This is a genomic window from Arthrobacter sp. NPDC056493 (assembly GCF_042795115.1).
Taxonomy (GTDB): domain Bacteria; phylum Actinomycetota; class Actinomycetes; order Actinomycetales; family Micrococcaceae; genus Arthrobacter.
This window is the reverse complement of the sequence record NZ_JBHTSL010000033.1, coordinates 27087-50837: the sequence shown is the minus strand read 5'-3', so window position 1 is coordinate 50837 and position 23751 is coordinate 27087. Positions and strand designations below refer to the sequence as shown.

Sequence of the window (23751 nt, the reverse complement as noted above, 5' to 3'; positions counted from 1 at the left end):
TCTCCAACGTTACCCAGACCTCGGTGCTGAGCGCATCGCCACTGTTATCCCCTACGAGTGCACACTTGTGCGGACCGGGATTCGAAGCCAAAGTGGGGCCCCACGTTCGACGCCAAGGCTGTCGCCTCCGTGAAGACGGGCCTGGCCTGCAGCCGCCCCCAACACCGTTCACCACGCCGTTACGCGGAGGTTACTACCAGTTGTCGTCCAAGAATAAGTAATCCCAGGAGGTACCCAATGTCGGGTGATAAGCGACTCCAGCCGATATCCCGAGAGTCGGCCAAAGCCGAGGTCTACAGTGCGTGGGAACGTTTCGTGCAGGGTGAGGATGATGTGTATGGCGTGCGGCCAGAAGTGGCGATTTCTTGGCAGCGATCCCGGGACCAGTACCGGATCGACCCCTTCTTGACGGAGGTGCCAAACGCGCCGGTCTCGCAGGCCGCGTACTCCCTCGACCAGGATGTGGTCTTCGCGGAGTTGGGTTTTTGTGCTGCTGCCATGGCGCACGAAGTAGCCGACGCGGGAGGTGTTGTGACGATCGCCGACGCCGGCGGCCGGGTGCTGACCTCCTGGGGCGACAAGTACACACGTTCGGTCGCCACTGCGGGCGGTCTCGCCCCGTGGTTCAGCTGGTCCGAGGGTGCGGTGGGCACGAACAGCATGGGCACTGCGCTCGTGGCCCGGCGTGCGGTCATGATCAGACAATCCGAGCACTGGGCGCAGGCTTTTCATGACTGGTCCTGCGCGGCGGTGGCGGTGCGGGACGTGGTGAGCAAGGAGCCGCTTGCCGTCCTGAATATTTCGTGTTGGCGCAGTGACCTGCCGCTATCAACGCGGCAGTGGCTGGAGAGGTCCGTCTCCCGCGCCCAGAACAGCTTGCGTTGGCGGGCCCACGACAGCGGCAGTGAGCTGCTTGCCGCCTACACCCACGCCCGGGGACGGTCTAAAGAGCCACTGGTCGCCGTCGACACGGCAGGTGCGGTAGTGATCGCCGACGACACGGCGAGCGTCATCCTCGGCGTGCCCAGCAACACCCCTGCCGTTGATGTTGTTGGGCGGTGGATTCCGCAGCTCCCGTCGTTCATTCATGCGGCCCGCTATGCGACCACGCGCGCGAACTCGGATCCGGGTTGGACCGGATCGACGCAAATCTTTACCCATCTCGCTGACGAACCATCATTGATCGGATTTCGCCCCGTCTTCCTTCATGGCAATCTGATCGGACACCTGATTTCCTTCGGGTCCTCTACCGGCGAACAGTTCCCGCAGGCAGAAACAGGCGGGGTTTTGCTGGGACAACCCCCTCGTCGCATTGTCGCTCTGCGCGAGGAGAACCGGATGGTGATGCTCCGGACGTCAGAGGTCACGGTGGCCGAAGCGGACGGCACCGGCGTTTGGCTGCACACGGACGAGGGCAAGCTGCGGGCTGCCGCAGCTGGCCTGGATAAACTCGAAACCGATTTGGCCGGCACCGGCAGTTTCCTGCGAGTTCACCGCCAGTATCTGGTCAACTTGAGCCGTATTCGGGAAGTCGAGCGTCGGGACAAGGGCGAACTGGTCCTGGTCATGGACGATCCAAAGAACACTATGGTGCCGGTATCCCGGCGGAACGTTCGCGCGGTACGTGGAACGCTGAGCATCTGAGGCTCGAGTGCCGATAATGGGCCTTCCGTCCCGCTTGATGTGCCCCGGCTCCTTCTCACGACGCGTAAGGAATAATGCTTTCCATGACCAGCAGGGAGGTCGGTAAGAGGGAAGCCCAAAAGCCGGTCGCGCGCACCGCGTCACACGGTGGCGTCACCACCGGGCTGCCGGAAGCCATGACCGGCAGGGCAAGTCCCGCGAAAGCGGCGCTCGAGCCCGTACCGCCGGTGACACCGGTGGGGATGGGCAAGTCGACGCCGGGCGTGGAGCTCGAATCCATGGACGACATTGACGAGCGCCAGGTCGCGGCGTGGATGAAGCAAGTCGCGTCTGTGCCGGGCGTTGGGGGAAAGAAGCGTTGAGCCGGAGGCTTGCTGCTGACTTTGGGGGACGACGCCCGGACAGACTGGCGCGCCGGCGCCGCCCCGTGACCAGACGTCCATATCGGATCGGCTCGTCCTGATGGACGGCGGTGCATTGGCTGGACATAGGGGCAGCCCTCATGTGCGGGCCCGGCTAGGTCTTTCGGCGCGTCCGGGCACGTTCCACCAGGTCGGCCATCCAGGGGCGGGTTCCGCGGTGAAACACCATGCCCTCGGGCAGTCCCTGAATGCTCGCCTCCGAACCGGAAATGTCGATCGTGATGCGGCCGCCGGCCATGGGGGCATTCTTGATATGAAGGTCGCCGTACGATTTGGGAAGCACCGGATCCATCCAAAGACCGCCGACGGAAACGTGCGGGTAGTAGCGCATCAAGTTGGTCACAAGGAATATCGGTGTCGTGGCCGCCCAGGCCTGCGGCGAGCACGCTGTGGGGTAGGGGACAGGCGCGGCGTAGCGCTTGCGGTCGAAGCCACAGAACAGTTCGGGTAGCCGTCCTTCCGAGTACTCGGCTGCCTCCAGCAGAGCCGTTGAGATCCGTTGCGCCTGTTCTACGAACCCATAGCGCAGTAGACCGGCCTGGATGACTGCATTGTCGTGGGGCCAGACAGAACCGTTGTGGTAGCTTGCGGGGTTGTAGGCGCCCATATTGCTTGCCAGGGTCCGCACTCCCCAGCCGCTGAACATCTCCGGGGACATCAGCCGTTCAACGACCAGTGGGGCCTTGTCCTGGTCGATGATTCCGTTCCACAGGCAGTGGCCCATGTTGGAAGCGCACGCATCAACCGGCCGCTTCTCGCGGTCAAGCGCGATGGCGTAGTAGCCGCGGTCGGGTAGCCAGAACTGTTCGTTGAACTGTTGCTTCAGTTGCGCCGCGCGATCCCGCAGCTCAGCGGCCAAAGCGTCATCGCCGGCGTCGTACGCCATCCAGGCCCTGGCCATGTAGGCGCCGTAGACATAACCCTGCACTTCACAAAGTGCGATGGGCGGCTCGGCCATCCTTCCGTCCGCGAAGTTGACGCCATCCCAGGAGTCCTTCCAGCCCTGGTTAATCAGCCCGTCGTCATTGAGGCGCGCATACTCGACAAACCCGTCACCGTCGCGGTCTCCATACTCCAGGATCCATTCCAGGGCCCGGTCCGCGTGGGGCATCAGTGCGGCCATTGTCTCTGCGGCAAAACCCCAGCGACCCACTTCACCGAGCACTATCAGGAACAGCGGCGTGGCGTCGACGCTGCCGTAGTAGGCGGACTTTCCGCCCAGGGCCAGTCCGCTGGAGACATCGAGTCTGACCTCGTGCAGGATCTTGCCGGGCTCCTCCCCGCTCATCGGGTGCACCAGGCTGCCCTGGCGGTCGGACAGCGTCTGGACGGTGCCAAGGGCCAAAGAAGGGTCCACGGGCATGGCCATGAGAGACGCCCACAGCGAGTCGCGGCCGAACAGCGCCATGAACCACGGCGCTCCAGCGGCCACCACGATCCGGTCCGGGTGCTCCGGATCCTCGATGCGAAGCGCGCCCAGGTCGTCATAGCTGCGCCGAAGGGTCCGTTCGATGGAGCGGTTGCCTATCTGCAGGACCGGAATCTTAGACACCCACTCCTGCCGGCGACGGTCACGCGGGGACATCTCACCCGCAGCAGAATGAACAAACGGCGACGCGGGGCCGGTGCCGTCGACGGCGGGCACCACACTCACGGTTGCACTCCACTGTCCGTGCGGCGGGACGACAGTCCGGTAGGTCAGCGCCTCCGGCGCCACCTCCGCGCCGGCGGCCGACACGACGACGGCCTTCCGTAGGTCCTGCCAGGCGCCGCGGATCGTCAGGGATTCGCCCTCCGCTGCGCGGGACTCGTCCCAGCGTCGCCGGATGCGTGCCTCCTTCACCTCGAAGAGGTCCGCGAAATCGGATTCAACGCTCAGGACAACCATGCACTCAGCGGCATCCGAAGAGAAGTTGCTGACGGTGATCTCCTCTACGATTCCCGTCCCCACCTCACGCAGGCGCTCCACGATCAGCGCGCTGTCTGCGTACCCGTCCGTGCGAGGAACCCGGCCGGCAAACAAGGCTCGGTATGGTTCTTTCGTTTCCGCCGCCAGCGGTTCCAGTGCCTGGCCATTGACGGTCAGATTCCACCCGGACAGGATACGGGTATCTTCATGGAAAACCCCGTGCGGGTATTCCGGATGGATATCCCCGTTTGCGGAGGAAATGCAGAAGGATGAACCCTCGACCAGAGTGACTGTCCCTGATCCCAGCGGCCCGGCAGCGGTGTCGGCATTCCATCCGGCCATTCCGGCTCCTTCAAAGGATTTCATTCGCGCTACCGACGCTACGCCCGTATGCCGCATGGTGCCAGCCCAAACAAAAGCGGTATTGGGCTCGAAGACACTGCTGGTGAGCCGGAGTATTTCAGGCCAGCGCATGCATGGTTTGGGCGCGTCCCGCAAATACGCTGAGCAAGCCGGGGGAGCGGCCAAATCCGGCGGTTGGTAGCTGACCTGGCGGCATCCTTGCCCGGCAGGAGGGGCCCGTCGCACAGGCCCCGGCAGTACTCCATGTCAACGGCGGTGCACCCCCGTTTCGGGGTGCACCGCCGCAGAGCGGGGAGAGGTGAGCTGTGATGTGACTCAGCGTCTGTGTTGGGTGAGGGGTATCTGCCCGGTGAACCGGAGGGTGAGTTCTTCTTCCACTTTTTCCAGCGTGCGGCCGGTGGTTTCCGGGATTGACCGAATGTAGAAGACCAGTGTTCCTATGTTGATCACGGCGAAGAGGAAGAACGTGGCCCCATGGATGGCGTTGATGAGGATGGGAAAGACCAGGGACACGATCGTGTTGGCGATCCACACGAAGGACACCGCGAGTCCGGTGGCGAAACCGCGGATGCGCAGCGGGAAGATCTCGGCGAGCAGCAGCCAGAAGATCGGGCCGATGCACGCCTGCATGAAGAACAGGAACGCCAGCATGCCTGCCAGTACAAGGTAGGAGCGCAGCGTTGATTCGGGCAGCAGGAAGAAGAAGCCGATGAGTGCCAGCGCGACCGTCAGGCCGGCCTGGCCGGTGATGATGATCGGCCGGCGTCCGACCCCTCTGTGCAGGAGGTAGATACCGAGCAGGGTCCCGATGACGGATACGACGCCGTTGCAGATGGTCGCTACGAGGGCTGCCTGGGTGTCCAGGCCTGTGGAGATGAGCACTGACGGTGCGAAGTACATGATGCTGTTGACGCCCGTTGTCTGGGAGAGGAATGCGATGGCGATTCCCAGCAGGACGAGTTTCCGGACCCAGGGAGTGCGAAGGTCGCGCAGGCTGCCCTGGCCGGTCTTTGCGTCCTGCTCCGCGGTGGCCTGCATTTCCCGGAGCTCGTCGTCGACGTTGTCCGACGGCCGCGTCCGGGTCAGTGACCTTCGGGCCTGGTCGATGCGCCCCTGGCTGACGAGCCATCGGGCTGATTCGGGGACGAGGAGCATGCCCAGCCAAAGCAGCACTGCCGGAAGGGATGCGAGCACGAGCATCCACCGCCAGACGTGTCCGTCGCCTGAAACTGAACCGAGAACGGCGTTCGAGCTGTAGGCGATGAGCTGGCCGGTCACGATCATCAGCTCGTTCACTGTGACGATCTGTCCTCGTCGTGAGGCCGGGGCGAGCTCGGCAAGGAACACCGGCACCGTGGCCGAGGCTCCCCCTACGGCCAGGCCCAGAACGAAGCGGGCAAGGATGATCATGGCGGTGTTCGGTGCCATCGCACATCCGATGGCACCGATGAAGAAGATCACCGCGAGCAGCATGATGTTGCGCTTGCGGCCCTGGCGGTCCGAGAGGCGACCGCCGAAAAGCGCTCCAAATGTTGCGCCGAAGACGAGGGCGGCAGCGACCAGGCCCTCCTCGGCGGGCGTGAGATCCAGTCCGCCCTCATTTCCGGGCAACGCCATGAAGGGGAGGGCGCCGCTGATAACGCCGGTGTCGTAACCGAACAGGAGGCCGCCGAGGGTTGCGATCGCGGTGATTAGCCCCAGTTTGGGGCCGGAAGGCGCCGCGGAGCCTGTCTTGCGGAGTGCGGGAGACGTCGTCGTCTGCATGTGCTGTCCTTTGGTGGGGGAGTGGTCAGATCCGGGCGGGGGCCCAGTCCGGGGCGTCGCGGAGAACCACGGATCGCAGGAGTTCGGCCGATTTGCGGACGCCCTCGCTCGAGTTCACAATGACGTCCTCGTGCTCGATGTTCAGGGGTCCGGTGTACCCGACGGCCTGCAGGGTGTAGACGAAGTCCGCCCAAAAGGCGGACCCGCCGGGGTGGCCGAGGCCGAGGGTGACGTAATTCCAGGAGCGGTCCACGGTCCTGGCCGGCGGGAGGGTGTCGAGGATGCCGTTGACTGCCGTGTTGGGTCTTTCGATCCGGGCGTCCTTGGCGTGCACATGGAAGATCGACGGACCGAGCGCGCGGATGACTGCGAGGATGTCTGCGCCCATCCACATGAGGTGCGAAGGATCGAGGTTGGCACCCACAACATCGTCCCCAACAATGCCCTGGAGCCGCTTCAGGGTGGCCACGTTGAAGACGAGCTGCCGTCCGTGCATCTCAACGGCCAGGCGCACGTTGAGGCGACGTGCGAAGGCAGCGAGCTCCACCCAGTAGGGCGTTGCGACGTCGGTCCACTGGTAGTCGAGGATCTCGAGTGTTTCCGGGGGCCAGGACGTGGTGATCCAGTTCGGTGATTTCTCACCACGGGCGCCGGGGAGCCCGGACATCAGCACCACAGTCGGCACGCCCATCTCAGAAGCCACCTTGATGGTGTCGCGCACCACCCGGTCATGCTCGGGCCCGGTCACCGGATGGAGCTGGTTGCCGTTTGCGTTCAGGGCGCTCAGCGTGAGGCCCCGCGAATGGACGGCATCAGCGAGGGCGTTGCGTGCGGTGGCACTGGAGGCGAGGGCCTCGAGGTTTGCGTGCGGGGATTCGGACCAGTTGCCGGTGGCGATTTCCACGGTGTCCAGGCCTAATTCGGCGGCAGTGTCGAGCACTTGCTCCAGGGGGCGGGACCCGAGCGAGTCGGTGATCAGGCCGAGCTGCATGAGCGTTCCTTTCGTACGTCGTAGTGCGTGGGTCTAAAGGTTTAGATCATCCAACCACTTCAAATCCAATCTAAACCTTTAGATTCCTCAGCTTAGGCTTAATGTCCTGACATGACAACAAGTGCTTTGAAAGAATCCGGCGGGAGCGACGCTAGGCCGTCTGGCCGCGCACGAACTCAACGGGCAGGACGATCTCCCGGTGCTCGTCCGCTGGCTTCGAGATGAGGTCGATAACTGCATTGGCTATCTGCTCCAGCGGTTGGCGCACTGTTGTCAGCCGCGGGGTGATCATCTGCCCCCAGCCGATGCCGTCGAAGCCACAGATCGCGATGTCTTCGGGCACCCGGACTCCGGCGCGCTGCAGCTCGAACAGAACCTGGATGGCCAGGAAGTCATTGCCGGCAAAGTAGGCGTCGATGGTCCTGTCTTTGAGCAGCAGTTCGGCCGCGACGGCACCGGCGTCGGAGGTGCGGATCTCACCGAAAGCTGCGTGCGCCACCTCGAGGCCAACCTTGGCGGCTTCATCGACGAAGCCGGCGCTGCGGCTTTGCGACGTCGGCAGGCCCTGCGGCGGGCCGGTAACCAGCGCCCGCCGGCGTCCGAGCGAACGGAAGTGCCGCGCCACCATGCGTGCTCCCGCATCATTGTCCACAGATACCGCGCCGAGGCCGGCGTGGGAAGTGATCTCATCGACGATCACAATCGGCGGCCCCGAGTCGAAGCGGGACTCGACTTCAAGCACGGCGTCGCTCGTCATCGGGACGTAGATAATCCCGTCCGGAACTTCGTCGAATACGGTGTTGAGATAGGACACCTCGCGGGCGCGGTCCAGTTGGCAGTTCATCAGCGAGAGCATCCAGCCCCGGCTGCTTGCCGCATTCTCGATGGCTGCGACCAGTTCGGCATAGAACGGGTTGGTGACATCGGGCACGACGGCCGACAGCGATCGTGAGGCACCGCGGCGCAACGCGCGGGCATGCCGGTTCCGCTGGTAGCCCAGCCGGCGGACCACTTCGAGGACCCGCTCACGCGTGCCATCCGCCACCGGTTGCTTTCCCGCCAGAACAAAGCTGACTGTAGCCGTCGAAACGCCCGCCTCGCGGGCTACGTCAATGATTCCTACACGCTTCGCGTTCTCATGAATAGCCACTGTGAAGTGATCATATCGGCTTCCCTGTTATTGGCACCGCCGACTCCGACACGCAACGGATACTCGCACGGTTTCAGTGCGGTGTCTAAGCGAAAGTTGCTATCCCCCATTTGCTGGCTAGTTCTGTGGGCGCGGACCGGATCCACCAGTTGGGTTCGTCCTTTGAGCGGCGTCGCGTGTCCTGGTGCGGATCCGGTAGAGGCTGGTGGTTGCGGTTATGTAGAGATCGTGGCCGTCCGGGCCGCCGAAGCAGAGGTTTGACACCCTCTCGGGCAGGCGAACGGTGGCAAGGAGCTCTGCGGACGGGGAGTAGACCTGCACCGAGGGGCCGGCCGAGGTCCATATCCTGCCTTCCGGGTCCACACGCAGGCCGTCGGCGGGGTGGTCGTCGTCGAACTCGATGAAGCTGCCGCGGGGGCTGCAGGCACCGTTGGTGACGTCGTACGCTGCGATCCTCAGCGGCACGCCGTGGCTGGGACCGGCGGTGTCCGCGACATACAGTACGGATTCATCGGGGGAAAAGGCGAGACCGTTCGGGTGGACCAGGTCCTTGATCACGTCAGTGAGCGTGTCGGTCGCCGGCTCGTAGCGGAAGACATAACAACCGCCGTACTCTTGCACGCCCTCGTGCCCCTCCACGGTGCCGGGCAGGATCCCGTACGGCGGGTCAGTGAACCAGATCGTCCCGTCCCTGGCGGTCACCACATCGTTGGGCGAGTTCAGCCGCCTGCCCCGGAAGGAATCGACCAGAGCCGTCACAGTACCTTCACGGTCGCGCTCAACCCGGCGCTGTCCGTGGCTGCACTGTACAAGGCTCCCGTCGGCGTCCAGGGTCCGGCCGTTGGTGAACTCGACTGCCGTTGCGTACTCGCGGGTCATCCCCGTGGCGGGGTGGAACTCGAGGATGCGGTCGTTGGGTATGTCGCTCCAGCGCACGGTCTGGGATGAGGGCACCCACACCGGGCCCTCGGCCCACACCGTGCCGGTGAAAAGCCGCTCCAGACGGCCAGTCATCAGTTCCGAACCCATACGATTTCCTCCTGTGGTCTCTCCAGTTTCCCCTGCCAGCCGTGAAGGATCCGGCCACGGCGCGCACACGCTCTGATTTTCTCCAGTCATCGCGGGAAAAGGGCCCATTCGCCGGGTTCCGGTTCGAGGGCTGCGGCTGCGTCGAGTGCGTCGTCGACGATGAGGCAGTTTTCCCGGGCCTGCGGCCAGGGGGGCGTGGAGTGGTGCTTACCAAACGCGGCTGGAGAGCGTGAAGAAAAGCGACCTGCGCAGCCGGGTGGCGGTCGGCCGCCGGAATCAGGTAGGGACTACTCGTGCAGGAGGGGCGGGGCCGGGTGTTGACTTGGTTTCGGGCCGGCGGCGACGAGTGCCTCTGAGACCGGGCATCTCCCCCCAGCCGCCGCCGGCCTCCATCACGCTTGGGCCAGCATCCTCAGATGAAGGGATACACCGGGAAGATCTCGGGGAAGTCCAGCTGGCTCGTGGGCCGGCAGGGTGCTTCCTCGTGGCCGGCCGACGAGGGGCCGGTGTCTTGGTGGGCGAGCGGGAAGAGCTGGAACGCGGGCGGTATCTGTTCAGTGAGGTCATTGCTGGTCGCTGACTGGTCTGGCATTCCTGGACCCCTTTGCTCCCGCCGGAACTCAACCCGGCCCCCTGACTGAATGCGCCCCGCGATGAGGCACTGTTGACCGCTCTGACAAACCCGGGACCACAACGCCCGGATCCGCTGCATGTTGCCAGTCTTCCTGCCGTCCCTCAATGGCCGATCCGGCTTGCCGCAAATTTTGATCAAGAACCCTGAAGGTGAGCACGTCACCCAGTGACCGGAGTCAATGCTCGATGTCCCTTGGATGAGGACGGATCCCCCCGTGGCTTCCAAGGTCCGTCGGGAAATCACCGTCAGCTGCCGCAAGAATCTGGAGGACAGACAAGGTGGATCCTCTTGCAGACCGGGGATCACCGGCAACACGCCGGTGTGTACGGCCGCATGAGCCGGGCGTACCGGTGCTGGCGAAAGGCACCACCGATGACGCTCCTTCAACTCCAGCCACCCGTCAATCCCTGGCAGTGGGACGCCCAGTTCCAACCAGGTCCGGTGTGCGCAGTTCCGCAGCCAACGCCGACGACCCCTGCACACCCGGCCCCTCGGATCAGCCTCCTGCAGTTCCAGCTCAAGCGCCTGATCGACGACCTACTCGCCCAGCCGGACCTCGACGTGGAAACCCGCATCGGCTTGCTCGTGCACGTGGCTGAGAACCCTGGGCGTCCCGAGCACGCCCTGCTCGCCCACCTCCGCGACCTCCTGGACGCGGAGGACCTCCCACCGTACAAAGCCTGCCGTAGGCCCGGGTCACGCACTGCCGGTTCATAGTCGGCCGTTCCTGCTGCGGGGTCCCCGGGGCCCGGTGATGCAGCCGTGGAATGCAAATGCAGATATGAGTGCAGAGGGTTCCGTCGCGGGCCTCCTCCCGACGCCGCTTATGGTTGGGTACGGTATCCCCATGGCGGCATCCGAGAAGCGAGAAGACTCCGGCTCCACACTGCTGACTGTAATCATCGCCTTTACGGCGAACGCCCTCGTTGCCGCGGCCAAGTCCGTGGCAGCCTTCCTCACCGGGTCTGCCTCCATGACCGCAGAAGCCGCGCACTCGTGGGCGGACACCGGCAACCAGGTGTTCCTCTTCATGGCGGAACGACGCTCCCGACGTCCGCGGGACGAGAGCCATCCGATGGGCTACGGGCGGGAAGCCTATGTCTGGTCGATGTTCGCGGCTTTCGGGCTCTTCACCGCAGGGGCGGTGGTGTCCATCATGCACGGCATCCAGCAGATCATCACGCCGGAACCCGCGTCCGACTACCTGGTGGCATACGTGGTCCTGGCCGTGGCCTTTGTGCTCGAAGGAGTGTCCTTTGTCCAGGCTTTCCGCCAGACCCGGGAAGCAGCCCAAGAGCTGGAACGGCACACCTTGGAGCAGGTCCTGATCAGCTCCGATCCCACCTTGCGCGCCGTATTTGCCGAGGATGCTGCCGCGCTCGTCGGCCTGGTGGTCGCGTTTGCGGGCGTGTTCCTGCACCAGGTCACCGGCTCGCCTTTGCCGGACGCCGTGGGCTCGATAACCGTCGGCGTTCTGCTGGCGGTTGTTGCAGTTGTGCTGATCGACCGCAACCGGCGCTTCCTGGTGGGCCAGGGAGTAACCCCGGACATCGAACGTTCCATGGCCCGGCGGCTGCTCGAACACCGGGACGTTGCCCGGCTCACCTACCTTCACCTGGAGTTCGTCGGCCCCCGCAAGCTGTACCTCGTCGCGGCCGTGGACCTGCAGGGCGACCACCCGGAACACGAAGTAGCGGTGGCCCTGCGCCGGATTGAGCGCGAGCTGGAGGACCACGAAACGGTGGAGGAAGCCGTGCTGACGCTGGCGACTCCGGATGAAACCGCCTTGCGCTTCTAACGTTTTCCGAAGTGTTGTCAGTACCCCCAGAGAAGCGATGAGCGGCAGAAGGGGCTGGGAGTGCCTTGCAAGCCTGCCTGCGGTGGCACCCGGCGGCGCCCCGGCCTATCATGGGCCGCGGAACCAGAGATCAGCGGGGCTACCAGGCATGAGCAACCATCTACGCAACGAGGAAACGCCACCTGCACACGTGGCGCTGGTGACAGGTGCGAGCCGGGGCGTCGGCCGGGGCATCGCCCTCAGCTTGCTGGCGTCGGGGTTTCGCGTTTACGGTTCCGGCCGGTCTATCGAGCAGGCCGACCTGCCGCCGGAGATACGGCGCCAGCGCTGCGACCACCTCAACGACGACGAGACGGCGGGAGTGTTTGACGTGATCCGGTCCGGGAGCAGCGGCCTGGACCTCCTCGTCAACTGCGCCTGGGGCGGCTACGAGAAGATGGTCGAGGACGGGAAATTCACGTGGGCTGCGCCGTTCTGGGAGCAGCCGGCCCACCGCTGGACCGGGATGATGGACGCCGGCGTGCGCGCGGCGTTCGTGTGTTCGGCCCAGGCGGCGCGGATGATGACGCCGCGGCGCCGCGGCCTGATCGTCAACATCAGCTTCTGGGCGGCGCAGCGCCACCTCGGTAACACGATCTATGGCATCGCCAAGGCGGCCACCGACAAGATGACCTCCGACATGGCCGTGGAACTGCAGCCCTTCGGCATTCCCGTCATCTCGCTCTATCCCGGCCTGGTTCGAACCGAATCGGTCCTGGAAGCGGCGAAAAGCGGTGTGTTCGACCTCGCGACCAGCGAAAGCCCCGAGTTCATCGGCCGTGTGATCAACGCGCTGTTCCACGATCCGAACCTCCTGGCGCGGACCGGGCAGGTGCTCGTTGCCGCAGCCGTCGCGAAAGAGCTCGGCATCGTCGACGTCGACGGGACCTCACCGCCGGCGCTGTCACTGGCAGACATCTGAGAAGGGCCCACGCCCCCGGTGGCAACGTCACGCGTCGCATGCTGTCGCCCGTCGGAGGCGTGGGGCCGTCAGAGGGAGGTCGCGGTCAGCGTGACGGGAGCCCGCGGCGTCCGAGCGCGTCGCGGATGCGGTCGCGTCCGTGAAGGCTGGCTCGGTCGCGAACGCGCTGCAGCACGGTGCTAATCCATCCCCGCGGTTCGCCTTGGGATTCGTAGTAGGCAGACAGTGTCGCATCGTACTTGGCGACGGATTCCTCGCTGGGCCGTGTGTAGCGTTCGCGGTGCCGGACCACGTCCTGCGGGAGCCTCGGTTTGATACCGCCTGGCGCGGTGGGGTCGGGATGCCCGACCGCGAGTCCGACAACCGGAAAGGCGCCGGGCGGTAGCTCAAGAACGCCTGAGAGTTCCTCCGCGTGGTTGCGCACGGCGCCTACGTAGACGGTTCCGAGCCCGAGCGACTCGGCTGCGATGACTGTGTTCTGCGCGGCGAGGGCTGCGTCGACGAATGCAACCAGCGTGGTTTCCATGAAGTCGATGCCCGCGGTCCGGGCTTCCTGCCGCTCCGCGATGAGCCGATTGCGGGCCCAGTCGGCGACGAAGACGAGGAAGACGGGCGCCTGGCGAATGAAGTCCTGGTCACCTGACAGGAGGGCGATCCTGCCCTTGTGGGCTGGGTCCCGCACCTCGATGACGCTCCAGGATTGAAGATTGGATGAGGTGGCAGCCGACTGGCCAGCGGCGATGAGTGTGGAGACTGTGTGTTCGTCGATCGGGGCGTCAGTGAAGCTCCGGACGGACCGGTGGCGGTACAGAAGTGCCACAGTCTCGTTAGCCGGCACCGGATAAGCAGAGTCGTCGGAATCACCGTAACGGGCCGCGACCAAGCCGTCGACGGGTGTTGCGAATGTCATTTGACCTCCAGGGCAGTCGTGTCCGCGCCGCAGTCGAAGACAGGGGCGCCTTTGTATTCTGCACCAACGTGTCCTGCATCCTCACCAACCGTTCCGCACCGCTACGTCCGGCGACGCCGCATGAACCCGTGACGGCAAGAACGCATCAGAATTTCAGATGTGATTGTCCTGTTTTATGAGCTATGCAGATGCACTTGCCCCGAGTGAAAATGGATCAACCGTCACTTATGAGGGCCACAGCGGCCGAGGTTCCAGCCGGAACTCCCAAAGACGGGATCGGCTGCGTGCGCGACTTTCAATGTCGTCCGCGTGGGGGAACCGCATGGAGGAGCGCTGGGGCAATTTGCTGAAATTAGGAGATCGACATGATTAGCCAAGAGGTTGAGGTCCTCGTCGTAGGCGCAGGTCAAGCCGGGGTTGCGATGAGCGAGCATCTGAGCGAACGCGGTATATCGCATCTGGTCCTGGAGCGGCACCGTATCGCCGAGCGCTGGCGCACCATGCGGTGGGACTCCCTGGTTGCGAACGGTCCGGCCTGGCATGACCGCTTTCCGGGCTTGGAATTCGCGGACATTGAGCCGGGGGCGTTTCCGTCAAAGGAGCAGGTGGCTGACTACTTCGTTGCCTATGCAGAGAAGATTGGTGCACCGATCCGCTGCGGCGTGGAGGTGACATCCGTGCGCAGGAAAGTCGGCGCACCCGGATTCCATGTGGAGACATCGGACGGGAACTTCGACGCACGCTACGTCGTGGCAGCAACGGGGCCGTTCCAGCGGCCGGTGATTCCCGCCGTCGTTCCCGAAGCTGCCGACCCCGTGCAGATCCACTCCAGCTCGTACCGGAACCCGGCACAGCTTCCGGATGGGGCCGTTCTCGTCGTCGGGGCCGGGTCCTCTGGTGTGCAAATTGCCGCCGAAATCCAGCGCTCGGGCCGGCAGGTCTTCCTCTCGGTCGGTCCGCACGACCGTCCCCCGCGGAGCTACCGCGGACGGGACTTTTGCTGGTGGCTCGGGGTGCTTGGCATGTGGGACGCTTCCACCCCGGCGGCGGGCGCAGAGCACGTCACGATCGCGGTGAGCGGTGCAGACGGCGGCCACACTGTCGACTTTCGCGCCCTCGCCGAGAGCGGCATCAAGCTCGTGGGCCGGACCGAGGCGTTCGAGGACGGAACCATGCGCTTCGCCGAGGATCTCCGTACCAACATCGCGAACGGCGACGCTCACTACCTGGAGCTTCTCGATGAAGCTGACGCGTACATCGAGCGCAACGGCCTCGACCTCCCCGAGGAGCCCGAAGCCCGCACCCTGGGGCCCGATCCGGAGAGCGTCACGGATCCGATTCTCGAACTCGACCTCGCTGGCGCAGGTGTTGCCTCGATCGTTTGGGCCACCGGCTTCGCCGTCGACTACAGCTGGCTGAAGGTGGACGCCTTCGACGCGAAGGGCAAGCCGCGGCAGCAACGCGGAGTCTCGACCGAGCCTGGCGTCTACTTCCTGGGGCTGCCGTGGCAGTCACGCCGCGGATCCAGCTTCATTTGGGGCGTATGGCATGACGCCAAGTACGTCGCTGACCAGATTGCCATCCAGCGGAGCTACCTGGCCCACAACGACCAGCACGCCCTGGTGGCGAGCGGCGCGGTGTGATGGGGAGCGGTGTGATGGGGCCGGGATAGGGCGAACCAGCACAACGAACGGCAAAGGGGACCATGCCACGGTGGCATGGTCCCCTTTCGCTGTGCCCGCTGCTGCTCCGCGCGGGGATACCGGCCCGGCAAGACCCCGGTATAGAGGGAGTCCAGCAGGAAGAGGCAACAGGAAGGGGCCCGTTGCATGGAGCACAGCCCATGCAACGGGCCCCTATAAGACGGGCCCCTAGAAAAGTCTGGCTACTCCGCCAGGAAGTCCAGCGCAGTGAGCGCCAGAGCCGCAGCGCCGTCGTGGATGGCAAGATTGGCTGCCTCGCCCACGCAATGGGCCGCGAACTCCGGTTGGTGGTTGGCTGCAGGGAAGCAGCCGAGCCCTATGTAGGGGTGGATGGCCGGGACCACCTGGGAAACATTGCCCATGTCAGTGGAGGCCCGGTTCATGGTGGCCTGCTCCGGCGGCGCGTTGAAGTCCCTGCCCAGGGATTCTGCATTCCTGACGTACAGCTCCAGCGCCCGCAGGTCCGTGCGGAACTCCGAATAGGGTTCCGATTCCGGGACAACTGTTAGCTCGCAGCCGGACGCCAGGGCCCCGGCTTCGAAGCAGCGGTGGACCCGTTCTTCGAGCTTGCCCAGCTGGGCGAGTGAGTCAGCACGGACATACCAGCGGCCTTCGGTCGTCTCGGGTATGGCGTTGGGGGCTTCACCGCCCCGCGTTTGGATCCCATGGACGCGCGTACCGGCAGGCAGCTGCTGGCGGAGGAGACCCAGGGCGACCTGGGCAACGATGAAGGCGTCGTTGGCATTCACGCCCTGGTCCGGATATGCCGCGGCGTGAGCTGATTTACCCCGGTACTCCACGTGGTTGTGCGCCACAGCGTAGGGACGGGCCTCGGCTGAGTCGACAGGGCTGGGGTGCGCCATCATGGCCAGATCCAACCCATGGAACGCGCCCTTCTTGAGCAGCTCGATCTTTCCACCGCCGCCTTCTTCCGCGGGCGTTCCGTAAAGTTCCACGGTCAGGTCCCGCTCGGCAGCAAATTGCGCGAGGGCAACAGCAGCGCCGCACGAGACGGCCGTGATGATGTTGTGGCCGCATGCGTGCCCGAGGCCCGGAAGGGCGTCGTACTCGGCCATGAGCCCGATGCGCCGCGCGCCGTTTCCGATGACGGCCCGGATGGCGGTGGGGAAACCCAAATACTCCTTTTCCACCTCGAAGCCATGCGCCGCCAGGTAGTCAGCGGTCCAGTCGGCGGCGCGGTGTTCCTGCCAGCCAAGCTCCGGGTTGGCATGGAGGGTCTCCGAGAGTCGAATCAGGGAAGGCTGCTGGGCGGTCACGGCCTCCAGCACCCGGGCGCGCTGACCGCGCTCATCGCGCTGAACAGCCGGACTCACCGCGGCCGGTTCAGCGCTCATCGCCGGCCACTCCGTAGCTGACCGAAGATGCGGGGTCGAGCCCGCGAATCACATAGTCCTGCCGCTGCGGAAGCCACACTTGCAGCAGATCTTCAAGCGCAGGAATCGGGTCCTCATGCCAGTCCACACGCAGGTCCGTGTCCCGCCATCCATGGCCGGAGACCACCGAGATGCCGGCCGAGTGAACGGTCCCCGCCTCACCGCCGGCTGCCTCGGCCGCATGAAGGGCAGCCATGAGCCGCAGTTCCAGTTCCCCTGGCGTGGCTTCAAAAGCGTCGCACAGGGCCTGGGCAACACCGGGATGGGCGAGCATGTTGCCGGCGGCCACACTGTTCGGTCCACGGCCCTCGCCGGACACGCCGAGGGTATGATCTCCACTGAACACCGCGGATCCGCCTTTGGCGTCCAGGACCACCAGCTGCCGGTAGTCCACCGCAGGTGATTCACGCACGACGGCGTCAATCGCCTCTTGCGCGGAATAGCCCGTCTGGAGCCGGTCAAGCAGGGCACAGCCGAGCCGGGGATCAGTGATGTTCTGGGAGCTGACTGCGCCGACGCCGTCGCGCAGGTGCGCGCAGCGTGCGGCGACTGCGGGCGAGGACGAGGAGACAGCGATGCCAAACCTGCCCTGCCCGTCCGTGGCAGCGATGCTGAAGGTCACGCCTGCCCCTCCGTGGAGAGCACTGCCGTGGCGTCAATTTCCACGAGCCATTCGGGCCGTGCCAGCGCCTGGACAACGATCCCGGTTGATACCGGAAACACGCCCTTGAGCCATCGGCCCATGGTCCGGTAGACCGTTTCCCGGTAGCGCGGGTCAACGAGGTAGACGGTCACCTTGACGATGTCTTCGAGGCTGCTGCCGGCCTCCTTGAGCAGCATGTCGATGTTGGCCATCGCCTTTTCCGTCTGGGCTTCGACGTCGCCGATACCGACCGACTCCCGTGTCTCCAAATCCTGCCCAATTTGGCCCCGAAGGTAGACCACGCCGTTGGCCACCACCGCCTGGCAGAGATCATTGTCCAGGTTCTGCTCGGGGTAGGTGTCTTTCGTATTAAACGTACGGATACGCTGGTGCTTCACGTGGCTGCTGCCTTTCAGTCCTGTTTCTGGCGGATGCTCGTATCCTTCAGCTTCCCGGGGGCTCCTGAATCTGTCCAACAGTTCTTTTAGAACGATTGCATCGGTAATTGTGATGCAGCGTGTATCCTCGTTCCATGGATGTGACGCTGACCCAATTGCGCTATTTCGTGGAAGCGGCGGCACAGCTGTCCATGACGGGCGCGGCTGCGCGGCTCAACGTGGCGCAGTCCGCCGTATCGGCTGCGATAGCCCAGCTGGAGCGCCATGTCGGAACGCAGTTCTTCATCAGGCAGCGCTCCAAGGGTCTGGTGCTGACGCCGGCCGGCGAACTTTTTGTTCGCGACGCCCAAGCGATCCTCGCCCAGGTTGAAGAAAGCATTGATCACGCCCGCGGCGAGCACCAGAGCGTCGCCGGCCGCATCCGCATTGCGTGTTTCAGTACCCTTGCGCCGTTCCTGCTCCCTGGCGTCCTCACCAAGCTGCGGGAAGACCACCCTGCCCTTGAAACGGAAGTCATCGAGACCGATACCTTGGGGTGCATCAACGCGCTGCTCAGCGGGCAGGCAGATTTGGCACTGTGTTACGACCTTGACCTGCCGGACGTCATCGCCACCTCTGTGGTGGATACGGTCAGGCCCTACCTGGCGCTTCCGCCGGACCACAAGCTTTCCGGGAAGGAAAGTGTGCCGCTGTCGGCGCTGAGCGGGGAGTCCTTCGTGCTGCTGGACCTTCCCCATACGCGTGACCTCATGCTTTCCATTGCCCGCCTGGGCGGCCAGGAGCCGGACATCCGATTCCGCTCCGCCAGCTATGAAACCGTCCGGACATTCGTCGCCCGGGGGCTGGGCTACTCAATCCTTCACCAGCGGCCCCAGCACCAGCTGACGTACGACGGCGGCCGGCTGGCCGCCGTCGAAATCCGCGACGATGTGCCTGAACTGAAGACCGTTCTGGCCCACCTGAAGTCCCATCGCCCAACCGCCAGGGTCCGGGCGGTAGCCCAGGCGGTCAGGCACCAAATAGTTGCGGCAAAATCGGCGCGTACCTGAGGTTCCTGCAAAACCGCATCTGATCTGCAGATGCAGTTTGTGTAAAAAATCTATTCGACAGATTGAACGGCACCATTCGAGAATGGTTATGCCAGCATTCGGGCGTGACTCAAGTCACGTGGCCTGGCGGCGCAGTTCTGCAGGTCGGTCAATGTCGACCACCGTGGGCTCGCTCTCCCCATCCCAGCATCGGATCTTTTCCTCCAGGAGGAACTGTGAACACCAATAACATCGAGGGGCAGATCAGCCGGAAGGGCTTGCGCACCAGCGTTACTGCCGGTTCCATCGGCGTCTTTGTCCACTGGTTTGAGTGGGCCATCTACGCCTATCTCGCCTCCACCATCGCCGTCGTCTTCTTCCCCCAGCAGGACAGCACAGCGGCGCTGCTTTCAGTCTTCGCGGTCTTCGCCATCAGCTTCGGAGTTCGTCCCCTGGGCGCCCTCGTCTTTGGAACACTGGGCGACAGGATTGGACGCAAAAAGACGCTTTCCATCGTCATCCTCTCGATGAGCGCGGCGACGCTGGTGGTCGGACTCCTGCCTACCTACGACGCGATCGGGCTGTGGGCGCCCGTCCTGCTCGTCGCGGCCCGTGTGGTGCAGGGGCTCGCCGCAGGCGGCGAATTCGGCAGCGCGGCGGCGTTCCTCGCAGAGTACTCGCCCAGGAAGCACCGCGGTTTCGGCGTCAGCTGGCTCGAGTTCGGCAGCCTCCTCGGCTTCCTGGCGGCGTCGCTGGTGGTCTTCGTCCTGACCAGCGTCATGGACGCTCAAACCATTGCCGACGGCGGCTGGCGGATTCCGTTCCTGATCGCAGTTCCGATGGGCATCATCGGCTTCTACATCCGCTCCAAGATCGAGGACACTCCCGAATTCCGCTCACTCGAGCAGGTGGACAACGTCCCCCAGAGCCCGGTCAAGGAGGTGTTCACCCGGCACTGGAAGCAGCTGCTCCAGATGAGCGGCCTGGAGATCATGATGCACGTGACCTTCTACGTTGTGCTCGTGTACCTCCTGACCTATCAGGAAAAGGTCCTGGGCTTCGACGCCGGCACGGCCGCCCTGCTCTCCACCGCCGCATCCGTGGCCGGGCTCATCCTTGTACCGTTGGTGGGCGCGCTTTCTGACCGGGTCGGCCGGAGGCCGGTCCTGATCGCAGCCGCCATTTCCCTGGTGGTGCTGGCCTATCCGCTGTTCCTGATCATGCACTCCGGCGCACCCTGGGCGGGCATCGTCAGCACCATCGGCCTGGGCACTATTCTGGCCCTTATCCTCGGCGTCCATGCGGCGGCGGCAGCGGAACTCTTCCCAACCCGGACGCGGCAGACCGGCCTCTCGGTCGCGTACAGCGTCACTGCCGCCATCTTTGCGGGCACCGTACCGTACGTCCTGACCTGGCTCATTGCCCGGACCGGCAACGAAATGATGCCTGCGTTCTACCTCATTCTCGTTGGCCTGGTGGGGTTGGCTGCCGTGCTGAGCATGAAGGAAAGCAAGGGCAAGGACCTTCTCGGCGAAGAGGACATCCACGCGGCACCCCGCCAAACCGCGCCGGCCGCCAACGCGCCCATTCGTCACTGACACAACCAACAAGCAATCCGTAGCCCGGGCTCAGAGTCTGAACCCGGGCTACGGCGGTGTCCGGCGCCCTATGAGCCAGGCTGTCCGGCGGCTAGCCGCGCCAGCGCCCGCTCTATCAGGTGACGCTGCCGCGAACCTGTGACGGCATCCGGATCCAGCATGGCTGTCACGTGCAGGCCCATCATGATGTTCAGCAGCTCATCGGCAACCGCATCCGGATCGGCCAAAGGTTCGCATTCGCCGTCGTGCTCTGCCTGGGCGAGGAAGCCCATCACCAGGCCGCGCCAATGCAGCAAGGCGTCCCGCCCGACGGCGCGCAGGGCGTCCTCCGTCTGCGCGCGCTGCCAGAAGGAGACCGCCACACGGGCCTCGACCACGGTGAGGGGATCCGCCGGAATGATTTCCAGACAGAGGCTGCGCAGCGCCGAAAGACCCCGGCGTCCGGCAGTGCCCGCTGCGATTCGTTCGTTGGTGCGCTCGCAGATCAGTTGGTACGAGGCCAGCAGCAGGGCGTCCTTGCTGGGGAAGTAATAAGCCAGCACGCCCGGTGCCGCGTATCCGCATTCCCGGGCAATGTCCCGCATGCTGGCATTCTCGATGCCCTGCCCCGCGATCAGCCGCCACGTGGTCTCGATGATGGAACGGCGCCGTTCCCGGTGATCGACCAAGCGGGGCATGCTGCTCCTTCGTTCGAGGCGGTTCATGGCTGGGACCGTGAGCACCCTACCACCGCGGGGACGCGCCTGCGCGCCCCCGCGGTGTGGACCGGATTCAGGGCCGCAGGTTCAATGCGCGCAGTGGCCCGGACCGGAATGCCCGACGGCGGTACCTCCCGGGGCGGCATTCGCGCCTTCGCTTCCGGTGCTGCAGTGGCCGGCTGCCGACGGCGGCACGTTCAGCGTGGGGTTCTCGTCGAAGAAGCCGTGCGGCTTCAGGGTGAAGCCGGTGGTGTCCGCGGGCATGATGGGCCAGTCCTCCGGGCGCGGGAAGTGGGTCAGTCCGAAGGAGTGCCACACCACCAGGTCCTGCCCGTCGATGTCGCGGTCCTGTGCCACGTAGGCGGGAAGCCCGGCGCCGCCCGGGTGCTGGTTGACGAAGTCGCCTGCCGCGTAAAGCTCCTCCTCCGCGTGACGTGTCACCCAGAGGTGGTGCCGGGCGAAGGCAGCCCGGGAGGCGATCGAGGAATCATCCGCCATGGCCAGGGTGGGGTTGCCTTCCGGGTAGAGCGTGTAGCCCACCGGGTGGCCGAGGTGGTTCAGCGAGTCCGGGTTGCTGATGTGCCACACACGGCCTTTGGCGCCATCGGCGTCGCGCACAGCTTCCGATTCGCGGGCCAGCAGGGTGCGCTTCTGCGTGAACGCATTGCCGTGTGGGTTACCGGGGCCTTTCGGCAGGCGCACGAGGTCCAGTTCCTCAACACGGTTTACGTCGCCGTCGATCATCATGTCCAGCCGGGCGCTGAAGAGGTGCTGGTGGTACGGAGCGCCGAGGCCCGGGGCGATCTCCGACGCGTACGCGTATTCCTTGTCCGGAAGCGCTGCCGTGAACACGATGCCCGTTGCCTTCGCTTCGAACTCGATGGTGCCATCCAAGTAGAGGTACCAGTAGAAGCCGTAGTCGTAGTTGCCCACGGTGGTGAAGAAGGAGACCACCAGGCGTCGGTTTCTGCGAACTTCGTTGGAGCCGGCCCACTCATCCGTGTGTTTCCAGAGGATTCCTGCGTCTTCCTCGTGGATGCAGATGCCGTTCTCGATGGTGCGGGGATTGCCGAAGTCATCCGCCACCACGGGGGACATGTAGGTGATGTCGCCCAGACAGTCGCAGCCGAGCTTGAGTGAGTTCGCGTCGCGGCCCACCAGGTATTCGCCGGAGTCGAAGTAGTTCTGCCAGCTCCTGTAGGGGGAGGGGTCGCCGTACGGGACCACCATTTCGGAGATCGATGCACGGTGGACCACCGGGCGCCTCCGTCCCTTGTGCGAGTGGTGGAGTTGGTGGAGAACCAGCCCTTCGCGGGCGTCGAAGCCCACGCGCAGGTCCCAGCCCGCCCAGGTAAGGTGGTTGCCTTCCAGGGTGAAACTGGGGCCCTCGGGCTGCGTGATCTCGATCGGCAACAGGTCAGTGCGGAGCTCGCCGCGGATCGCGGGGTCCGTGTAATTGCCGTTGACCTCCGGGACCGGGACCGGGCCGTCGTCGATCAGGTGGTTGACCCGCCGGTTTTCCACATCCACGAAGGCCACCAGGCCGTCGATGGGGTGTGCCCACGGGTGGTCTGCCGGGTGGTCCTGGCGGAATCCCAAGCCCCGCAGCAGCCGCTTGCCTTCCTCGTTTCCGTACTCGAAGACACCCGCCGACAGGGGTGCGACGCGGACCTGCGCCGGGGTCAGGCCGCGGATTGCAAGGGCTGCGTTCCACTGCGGGTCTTCGGCCAGGATGTCCTCGATGATCCCGAATTCCTCCAGGAGGACGGGCAACTGACCGTCGATTTCCGGGTTCAGCTCGCGCTGATCAAGGACTTGGCCGGCGGTCAGGGAGAGGCGTACGTCGAGGGAACGTGACAGCGGCGCATCCCAGAGCATGGCCCGGACCAGGCGGACGGCATCAACGGCGTCTCCTTGAAGGTCACTCTTCGGCGGTTCAAACAGGCCGAGGTATGCGAAACGGGTGGTGTCGGCCACGAGACCGGCCGCCGCCAAGATCCGGCGGGCCTCGTGGATTTCCCGGGCCGAGAGCTGCTCGAGCGGGTGCTGCGCCAACGGGGCCTGCAGCGGCGGGGCCAAGTGGGTGGTCTGAAGGGTCATGGCACTTCCTGAAGTCGATTTTTGATGGTACAACTGTTCAACCAACGCTTTGATGTTAGCCACTTCACAAGCCCGGCGTAAAGTCCCTGCCTCCACAGCACGGACCAACACGGACCCACAGCACGCCGGGGAGCCAGGAGAACCATGGACCAGCGAACCCGTTCACCCCTTGCACCCTTCCCGGGCGCCCTCATTCCAGCCGGCATAGTCGGTACCGCTGCAGCGGGGAGTGCCGCCGCCCATGTGCTGGCGGCCGCCAGCGGTGCGGCGGGAGCGATGGCCTGGTGGATGGCTGCCATGGGTGCCGCCTGCCTGGCCTGCGCCGCACCGCTGGTGGGCGGGCGGCTCTGCGCCGGGCGTGCTGCCGGGCATCTGTTGGCGATGAGTGCCGCCATGATCCTCATCCATCTGGTCCTGATGGTGGCGCCCGGCGCCGCGGGCCATCACGGCAATGGTGGCCCCGCATCATCGCCTGGCCATGAGCGGGCCATGCTGACCCTCATTGCCGTTGAACTGCTGTGCCTCATGAGTGCTTCAGCGGCCCTCCGCCTGACCCGGGGCAAGCCGCCCGGAACTGTCGGCACCGCAGTCCGTGCCGCCGTCGAACACTAACA

General features: G+C 64.9%; 21 protein-coding genes. 9 read left to right on the top strand and 12 right to left on the bottom strand.

Translation table 11 applies throughout. The features are described 5' to 3' along the window. The first annotated feature begins 237 nt into the window (after positions 1-237). Both ACFQ50_RS14285 and ACFQ50_RS14280 read left to right on the top strand, forming a co-directional pair. A complete protein-coding gene (locus ACFQ50_RS14285; RefSeq protein ID WP_377996203.1) occupies positions 238-1644 on the top strand; it encodes a LytTR family transcriptional regulator DNA-binding domain-containing protein in 1407 nt (468 codons plus the stop codon). Between the two features lie 83 nt (positions 1645-1727). After that, positions 1728-2006 carry a hypothetical protein gene (locus ACFQ50_RS14280; RefSeq protein WP_377996202.1) on the top strand — a complete coding sequence of 93 codons (279 nt, stop codon included), beginning with the start codon at positions 1728-1730 and terminating at the stop codon, positions 2004-2006. A 154-nt stretch (positions 2007-2160) separates the two neighbouring features. Here the strand turns inward: ACFQ50_RS14280 and ACFQ50_RS14275 are convergent, their stop codons facing one another. From ACFQ50_RS14275 to ACFQ50_RS14250, 6 genes are all read right to left on the bottom strand, one after another. Continuing rightward, positions 2161-4317: a glycogen debranching N-terminal domain-containing protein gene (locus ACFQ50_RS14275; protein WP_377996201.1), complete on the bottom strand. Its 2157-nt coding sequence runs from the start codon at positions 4315-4317 to the stop codon at positions 2161-2163. Between the two features lie 336 nt (positions 4318-4653). Continuing rightward, positions 4654-6102 carry a sugar porter family MFS transporter gene (locus tag ACFQ50_RS14270; protein ID WP_377996200.1) on the bottom strand — a complete coding sequence of 483 codons (1449 nt, stop codon included), beginning with the start codon at positions 6100-6102 and terminating at the stop codon, positions 4654-4656. Between the two features lie 25 nt (positions 6103-6127). Further along, positions 6128-7093: a sugar phosphate isomerase/epimerase family protein gene (locus ACFQ50_RS14265; RefSeq protein WP_377996199.1), complete on the bottom strand. Its 966-nt coding sequence runs from the start codon at positions 7091-7093 to the stop codon at positions 6128-6130. A 151-nt stretch (positions 7094-7244) separates the two neighbouring features. After that, positions 7245-8243, bottom strand: coding sequence for a LacI family DNA-binding transcriptional regulator (locus ACFQ50_RS14260; RefSeq protein WP_377996198.1), 999 nt, complete (start codon positions 8241-8243; stop codon positions 7245-7247). Between the two features lie 117 nt (positions 8244-8360). Further along, positions 8361-9272, bottom strand: a complete 912-nt coding sequence (locus ACFQ50_RS14255) for an SMP-30/gluconolactonase/LRE family protein (RefSeq protein ID WP_377996197.1) — start codon at positions 9270-9272, stop codon at positions 8361-8363. A 412-nt stretch (positions 9273-9684) separates the two neighbouring features. After that, positions 9685-9864: a hypothetical protein gene (locus tag ACFQ50_RS14250; protein WP_377996196.1), complete on the bottom strand. Its 180-nt coding sequence runs from the start codon at positions 9862-9864 to the stop codon at positions 9685-9687. A gap of 414 nt (positions 9865-10278) precedes the next feature. On the opposite strand from ACFQ50_RS14250, the gene ACFQ50_RS14245 reads away from it, so the two are divergent. The 3 genes from ACFQ50_RS14245 (at position 10279) to ACFQ50_RS14235 (ending at position 12665) form a co-directional block, all read left to right on the top strand. Further along, entirely contained in the window at positions 10279-10623 is a 345-nt protein-coding gene (locus ACFQ50_RS14245) for a hypothetical protein (RefSeq protein WP_377996195.1), read from the top strand. 130 nt (positions 10624-10753) lie between these two features. After that, positions 10754-11704 (top strand): cation diffusion facilitator family transporter, encoded by a 951-nt coding sequence (locus ACFQ50_RS14240; protein WP_377996194.1) that lies wholly within the window; start codon positions 10754-10756, stop codon positions 11702-11704. 148 nt (positions 11705-11852) lie between these two features. Next, complete coding sequence (locus ACFQ50_RS14235) at positions 11853-12665, top strand: SDR family NAD(P)-dependent oxidoreductase (protein WP_377996192.1); 813 nt, start codon at positions 11853-11855, stop codon at positions 12663-12665. A gap of 85 nt (positions 12666-12750) precedes the next feature. Here ACFQ50_RS14235 and ACFQ50_RS14230 read toward each other — a convergent pair whose 3' ends face one another. Then, the gene (locus ACFQ50_RS14230; RefSeq protein ID WP_377996191.1) at positions 12751-13575 is read right to left on the bottom strand and encodes an NADPH-dependent oxidoreductase; all 825 of its coding nucleotides are present in this window, start codon (positions 13573-13575) and stop codon (positions 12751-12753) included. Positions 13576-13940: 365 nt separating this feature from the next. On the opposite strand from ACFQ50_RS14230, the gene ACFQ50_RS14225 reads away from it, so the two are divergent. Beyond that, positions 13941-15218, top strand: a complete 1278-nt coding sequence (locus ACFQ50_RS14225; RefSeq protein WP_377996190.1) for a flavin-containing monooxygenase — start codon at positions 13941-13943, stop codon at positions 15216-15218. 242 nt (positions 15219-15460) lie between these two features. Here the strand turns inward: ACFQ50_RS14225 and ACFQ50_RS14220 are convergent, their stop codons facing one another. Genes ACFQ50_RS14220 through ACFQ50_RS14210 form a run of 3 tightly spaced genes read right to left on the bottom strand, consistent with a single transcriptional unit; the run spans position 15461 to position 17713 of the window. After that, complete coding sequence (locus ACFQ50_RS14220; RefSeq protein ID WP_377996189.1) at positions 15461-16633, bottom strand: M20 family metallopeptidase; 1173 nt, start codon at positions 16631-16633, stop codon at positions 15461-15463. Next, a complete protein-coding gene (locus tag ACFQ50_RS14215; protein ID WP_377996187.1) occupies positions 16623-17294 on the bottom strand; it encodes a DUF1028 domain-containing protein in 672 nt (223 codons plus the stop codon). The genes ACFQ50_RS14220 and ACFQ50_RS14215 overlap by 11 nt, the downstream gene beginning before the upstream one ends. Continuing rightward, a complete protein-coding gene (locus ACFQ50_RS14210; RefSeq protein ID WP_377996185.1) occupies positions 17291-17713 on the bottom strand; it encodes a RidA family protein in 423 nt (140 codons plus the stop codon). Before ACFQ50_RS14210 ends, ACFQ50_RS14215 begins: the two co-directional genes overlap by 4 nt. Before the next feature lie 134 nt (positions 17714-17847). On the opposite strand from ACFQ50_RS14210, the gene ACFQ50_RS14205 reads away from it, so the two are divergent. Continuing rightward, a complete protein-coding gene (locus ACFQ50_RS14205; protein WP_377996184.1) occupies positions 17848-18762 on the top strand; it encodes a LysR substrate-binding domain-containing protein in 915 nt (304 codons plus the stop codon). Between the two features lie 215 nt (positions 18763-18977). After that, positions 18978-20339 carry an MFS transporter gene (locus ACFQ50_RS14200; protein ID WP_377996183.1) on the top strand — a complete coding sequence of 454 codons (1362 nt, stop codon included), beginning with the start codon at positions 18978-18980 and terminating at the stop codon, positions 20337-20339. A gap of 68 nt (positions 20340-20407) precedes the next feature. On the opposite strand, the gene ACFQ50_RS14195 is transcribed toward ACFQ50_RS14200, so the two are convergent. Both ACFQ50_RS14195 and ACFQ50_RS14190 read right to left on the bottom strand, forming a co-directional pair. Beyond that, positions 20408-21016 (bottom strand): TetR/AcrR family transcriptional regulator, encoded by a 609-nt coding sequence (locus tag ACFQ50_RS14195; RefSeq protein WP_377996181.1) that lies wholly within the window; start codon positions 21014-21016, stop codon positions 20408-20410. A 108-nt stretch (positions 21017-21124) separates the two neighbouring features. Continuing rightward, positions 21125-23137: a primary-amine oxidase gene (locus tag ACFQ50_RS14190; protein ID WP_377996180.1), complete on the bottom strand. Its 2013-nt coding sequence runs from the start codon at positions 23135-23137 to the stop codon at positions 21125-21127. Positions 23138-23281: 144 nt separating this feature from the next. Here ACFQ50_RS14190 and ACFQ50_RS14185 point away from each other — a divergent pair, with 144 nt between their 5' ends. Then, positions 23282-23749 carry a hypothetical protein gene (locus ACFQ50_RS14185; protein ID WP_377996179.1) on the top strand — a complete coding sequence of 156 codons (468 nt, stop codon included), beginning with the start codon at positions 23282-23284 and terminating at the stop codon, positions 23747-23749. Positions 23750-23751: the final 2 nt, after the last annotated feature.

Excerpts from the sequence above, each read along its gene's own strand:
- ACFQ50_RS14240 (WP_377996194.1), top strand. The coding sequence starts at position 10,754 with ATGGCGGCATCCGAGAAGCGAGAAGACTCCGGCTCCACACTGCTGACT.
- ACFQ50_RS14230 (WP_377996191.1), bottom strand. The coding sequence starts at position 13,575 with ATGACATTCGCAACACCCGTCGACGGCTTGGTCGCGGCCCGTTACGGT.
- ACFQ50_RS14195 (WP_377996181.1), bottom strand. The coding sequence starts at position 21,016 with ATGCCCCGCTTGGTCGATCACCGGGAACGGCGCCGTTCCATCATCGAG.
- ACFQ50_RS14265 (WP_377996199.1), bottom strand. The coding sequence starts at position 7,093 with ATGCAGCTCGGCCTGATCACCGACTCGCTCGGGTCCCGCCCCCTGGAG.
- ACFQ50_RS14185 (WP_377996179.1), top strand. The coding sequence starts at position 23,282 with ATGGACCAGCGAACCCGTTCACCCCTTGCACCCTTCCCGGGCGCCCTC.
- ACFQ50_RS14250 (WP_377996196.1), bottom strand. The coding sequence starts at position 9,864 with ATGCCAGACCAGTCAGCGACCAGCAATGACCTCACTGAACAGATACCG.
- ACFQ50_RS14255 (WP_377996197.1), bottom strand. The coding sequence starts at position 9,272 with ATGGGTTCGGAACTGATGACTGGCCGTCTGGAGCGGCTTTTCACCGGC.
- ACFQ50_RS14245 (WP_377996195.1), top strand. The coding sequence starts at position 10,279 with ATGACGCTCCTTCAACTCCAGCCACCCGTCAATCCCTGGCAGTGGGAC.
- ACFQ50_RS14280 (WP_377996202.1), top strand. The coding sequence starts at position 1,728 with ATGACCAGCAGGGAGGTCGGTAAGAGGGAAGCCCAAAAGCCGGTCGCG.
- ACFQ50_RS14285 (WP_377996203.1), top strand. The coding sequence starts at position 238 with ATGTCGGGTGATAAGCGACTCCAGCCGATATCCCGAGAGTCGGCCAAA.
- ACFQ50_RS14220 (WP_377996189.1), bottom strand. The coding sequence starts at position 16,633 with ATGAGCGCTGAACCGGCCGCGGTGAGTCCGGCTGTTCAGCGCGATGAG.
- ACFQ50_RS14205 (WP_377996184.1), top strand. The coding sequence starts at position 17,848 with ATGGATGTGACGCTGACCCAATTGCGCTATTTCGTGGAAGCGGCGGCA.
- ACFQ50_RS14275 (WP_377996201.1), bottom strand. The coding sequence starts at position 4,317 with ATGGCCGGATGGAATGCCGACACCGCTGCCGGGCCGCTGGGATCAGGG.
- ACFQ50_RS14235 (WP_377996192.1), top strand. The coding sequence starts at position 11,853 with ATGAGCAACCATCTACGCAACGAGGAAACGCCACCTGCACACGTGGCG.
- ACFQ50_RS14190 (WP_377996180.1), bottom strand. The coding sequence starts at position 23,137 with ATGACCCTTCAGACCACCCACTTGGCCCCGCCGCTGCAGGCCCCGTTG.
- ACFQ50_RS14225 (WP_377996190.1), top strand. The coding sequence starts at position 13,941 with ATGATTAGCCAAGAGGTTGAGGTCCTCGTCGTAGGCGCAGGTCAAGCC.
- ACFQ50_RS14270 (WP_377996200.1), bottom strand. The coding sequence starts at position 6,102 with ATGCAGACGACGACGTCTCCCGCACTCCGCAAGACAGGCTCCGCGGCG.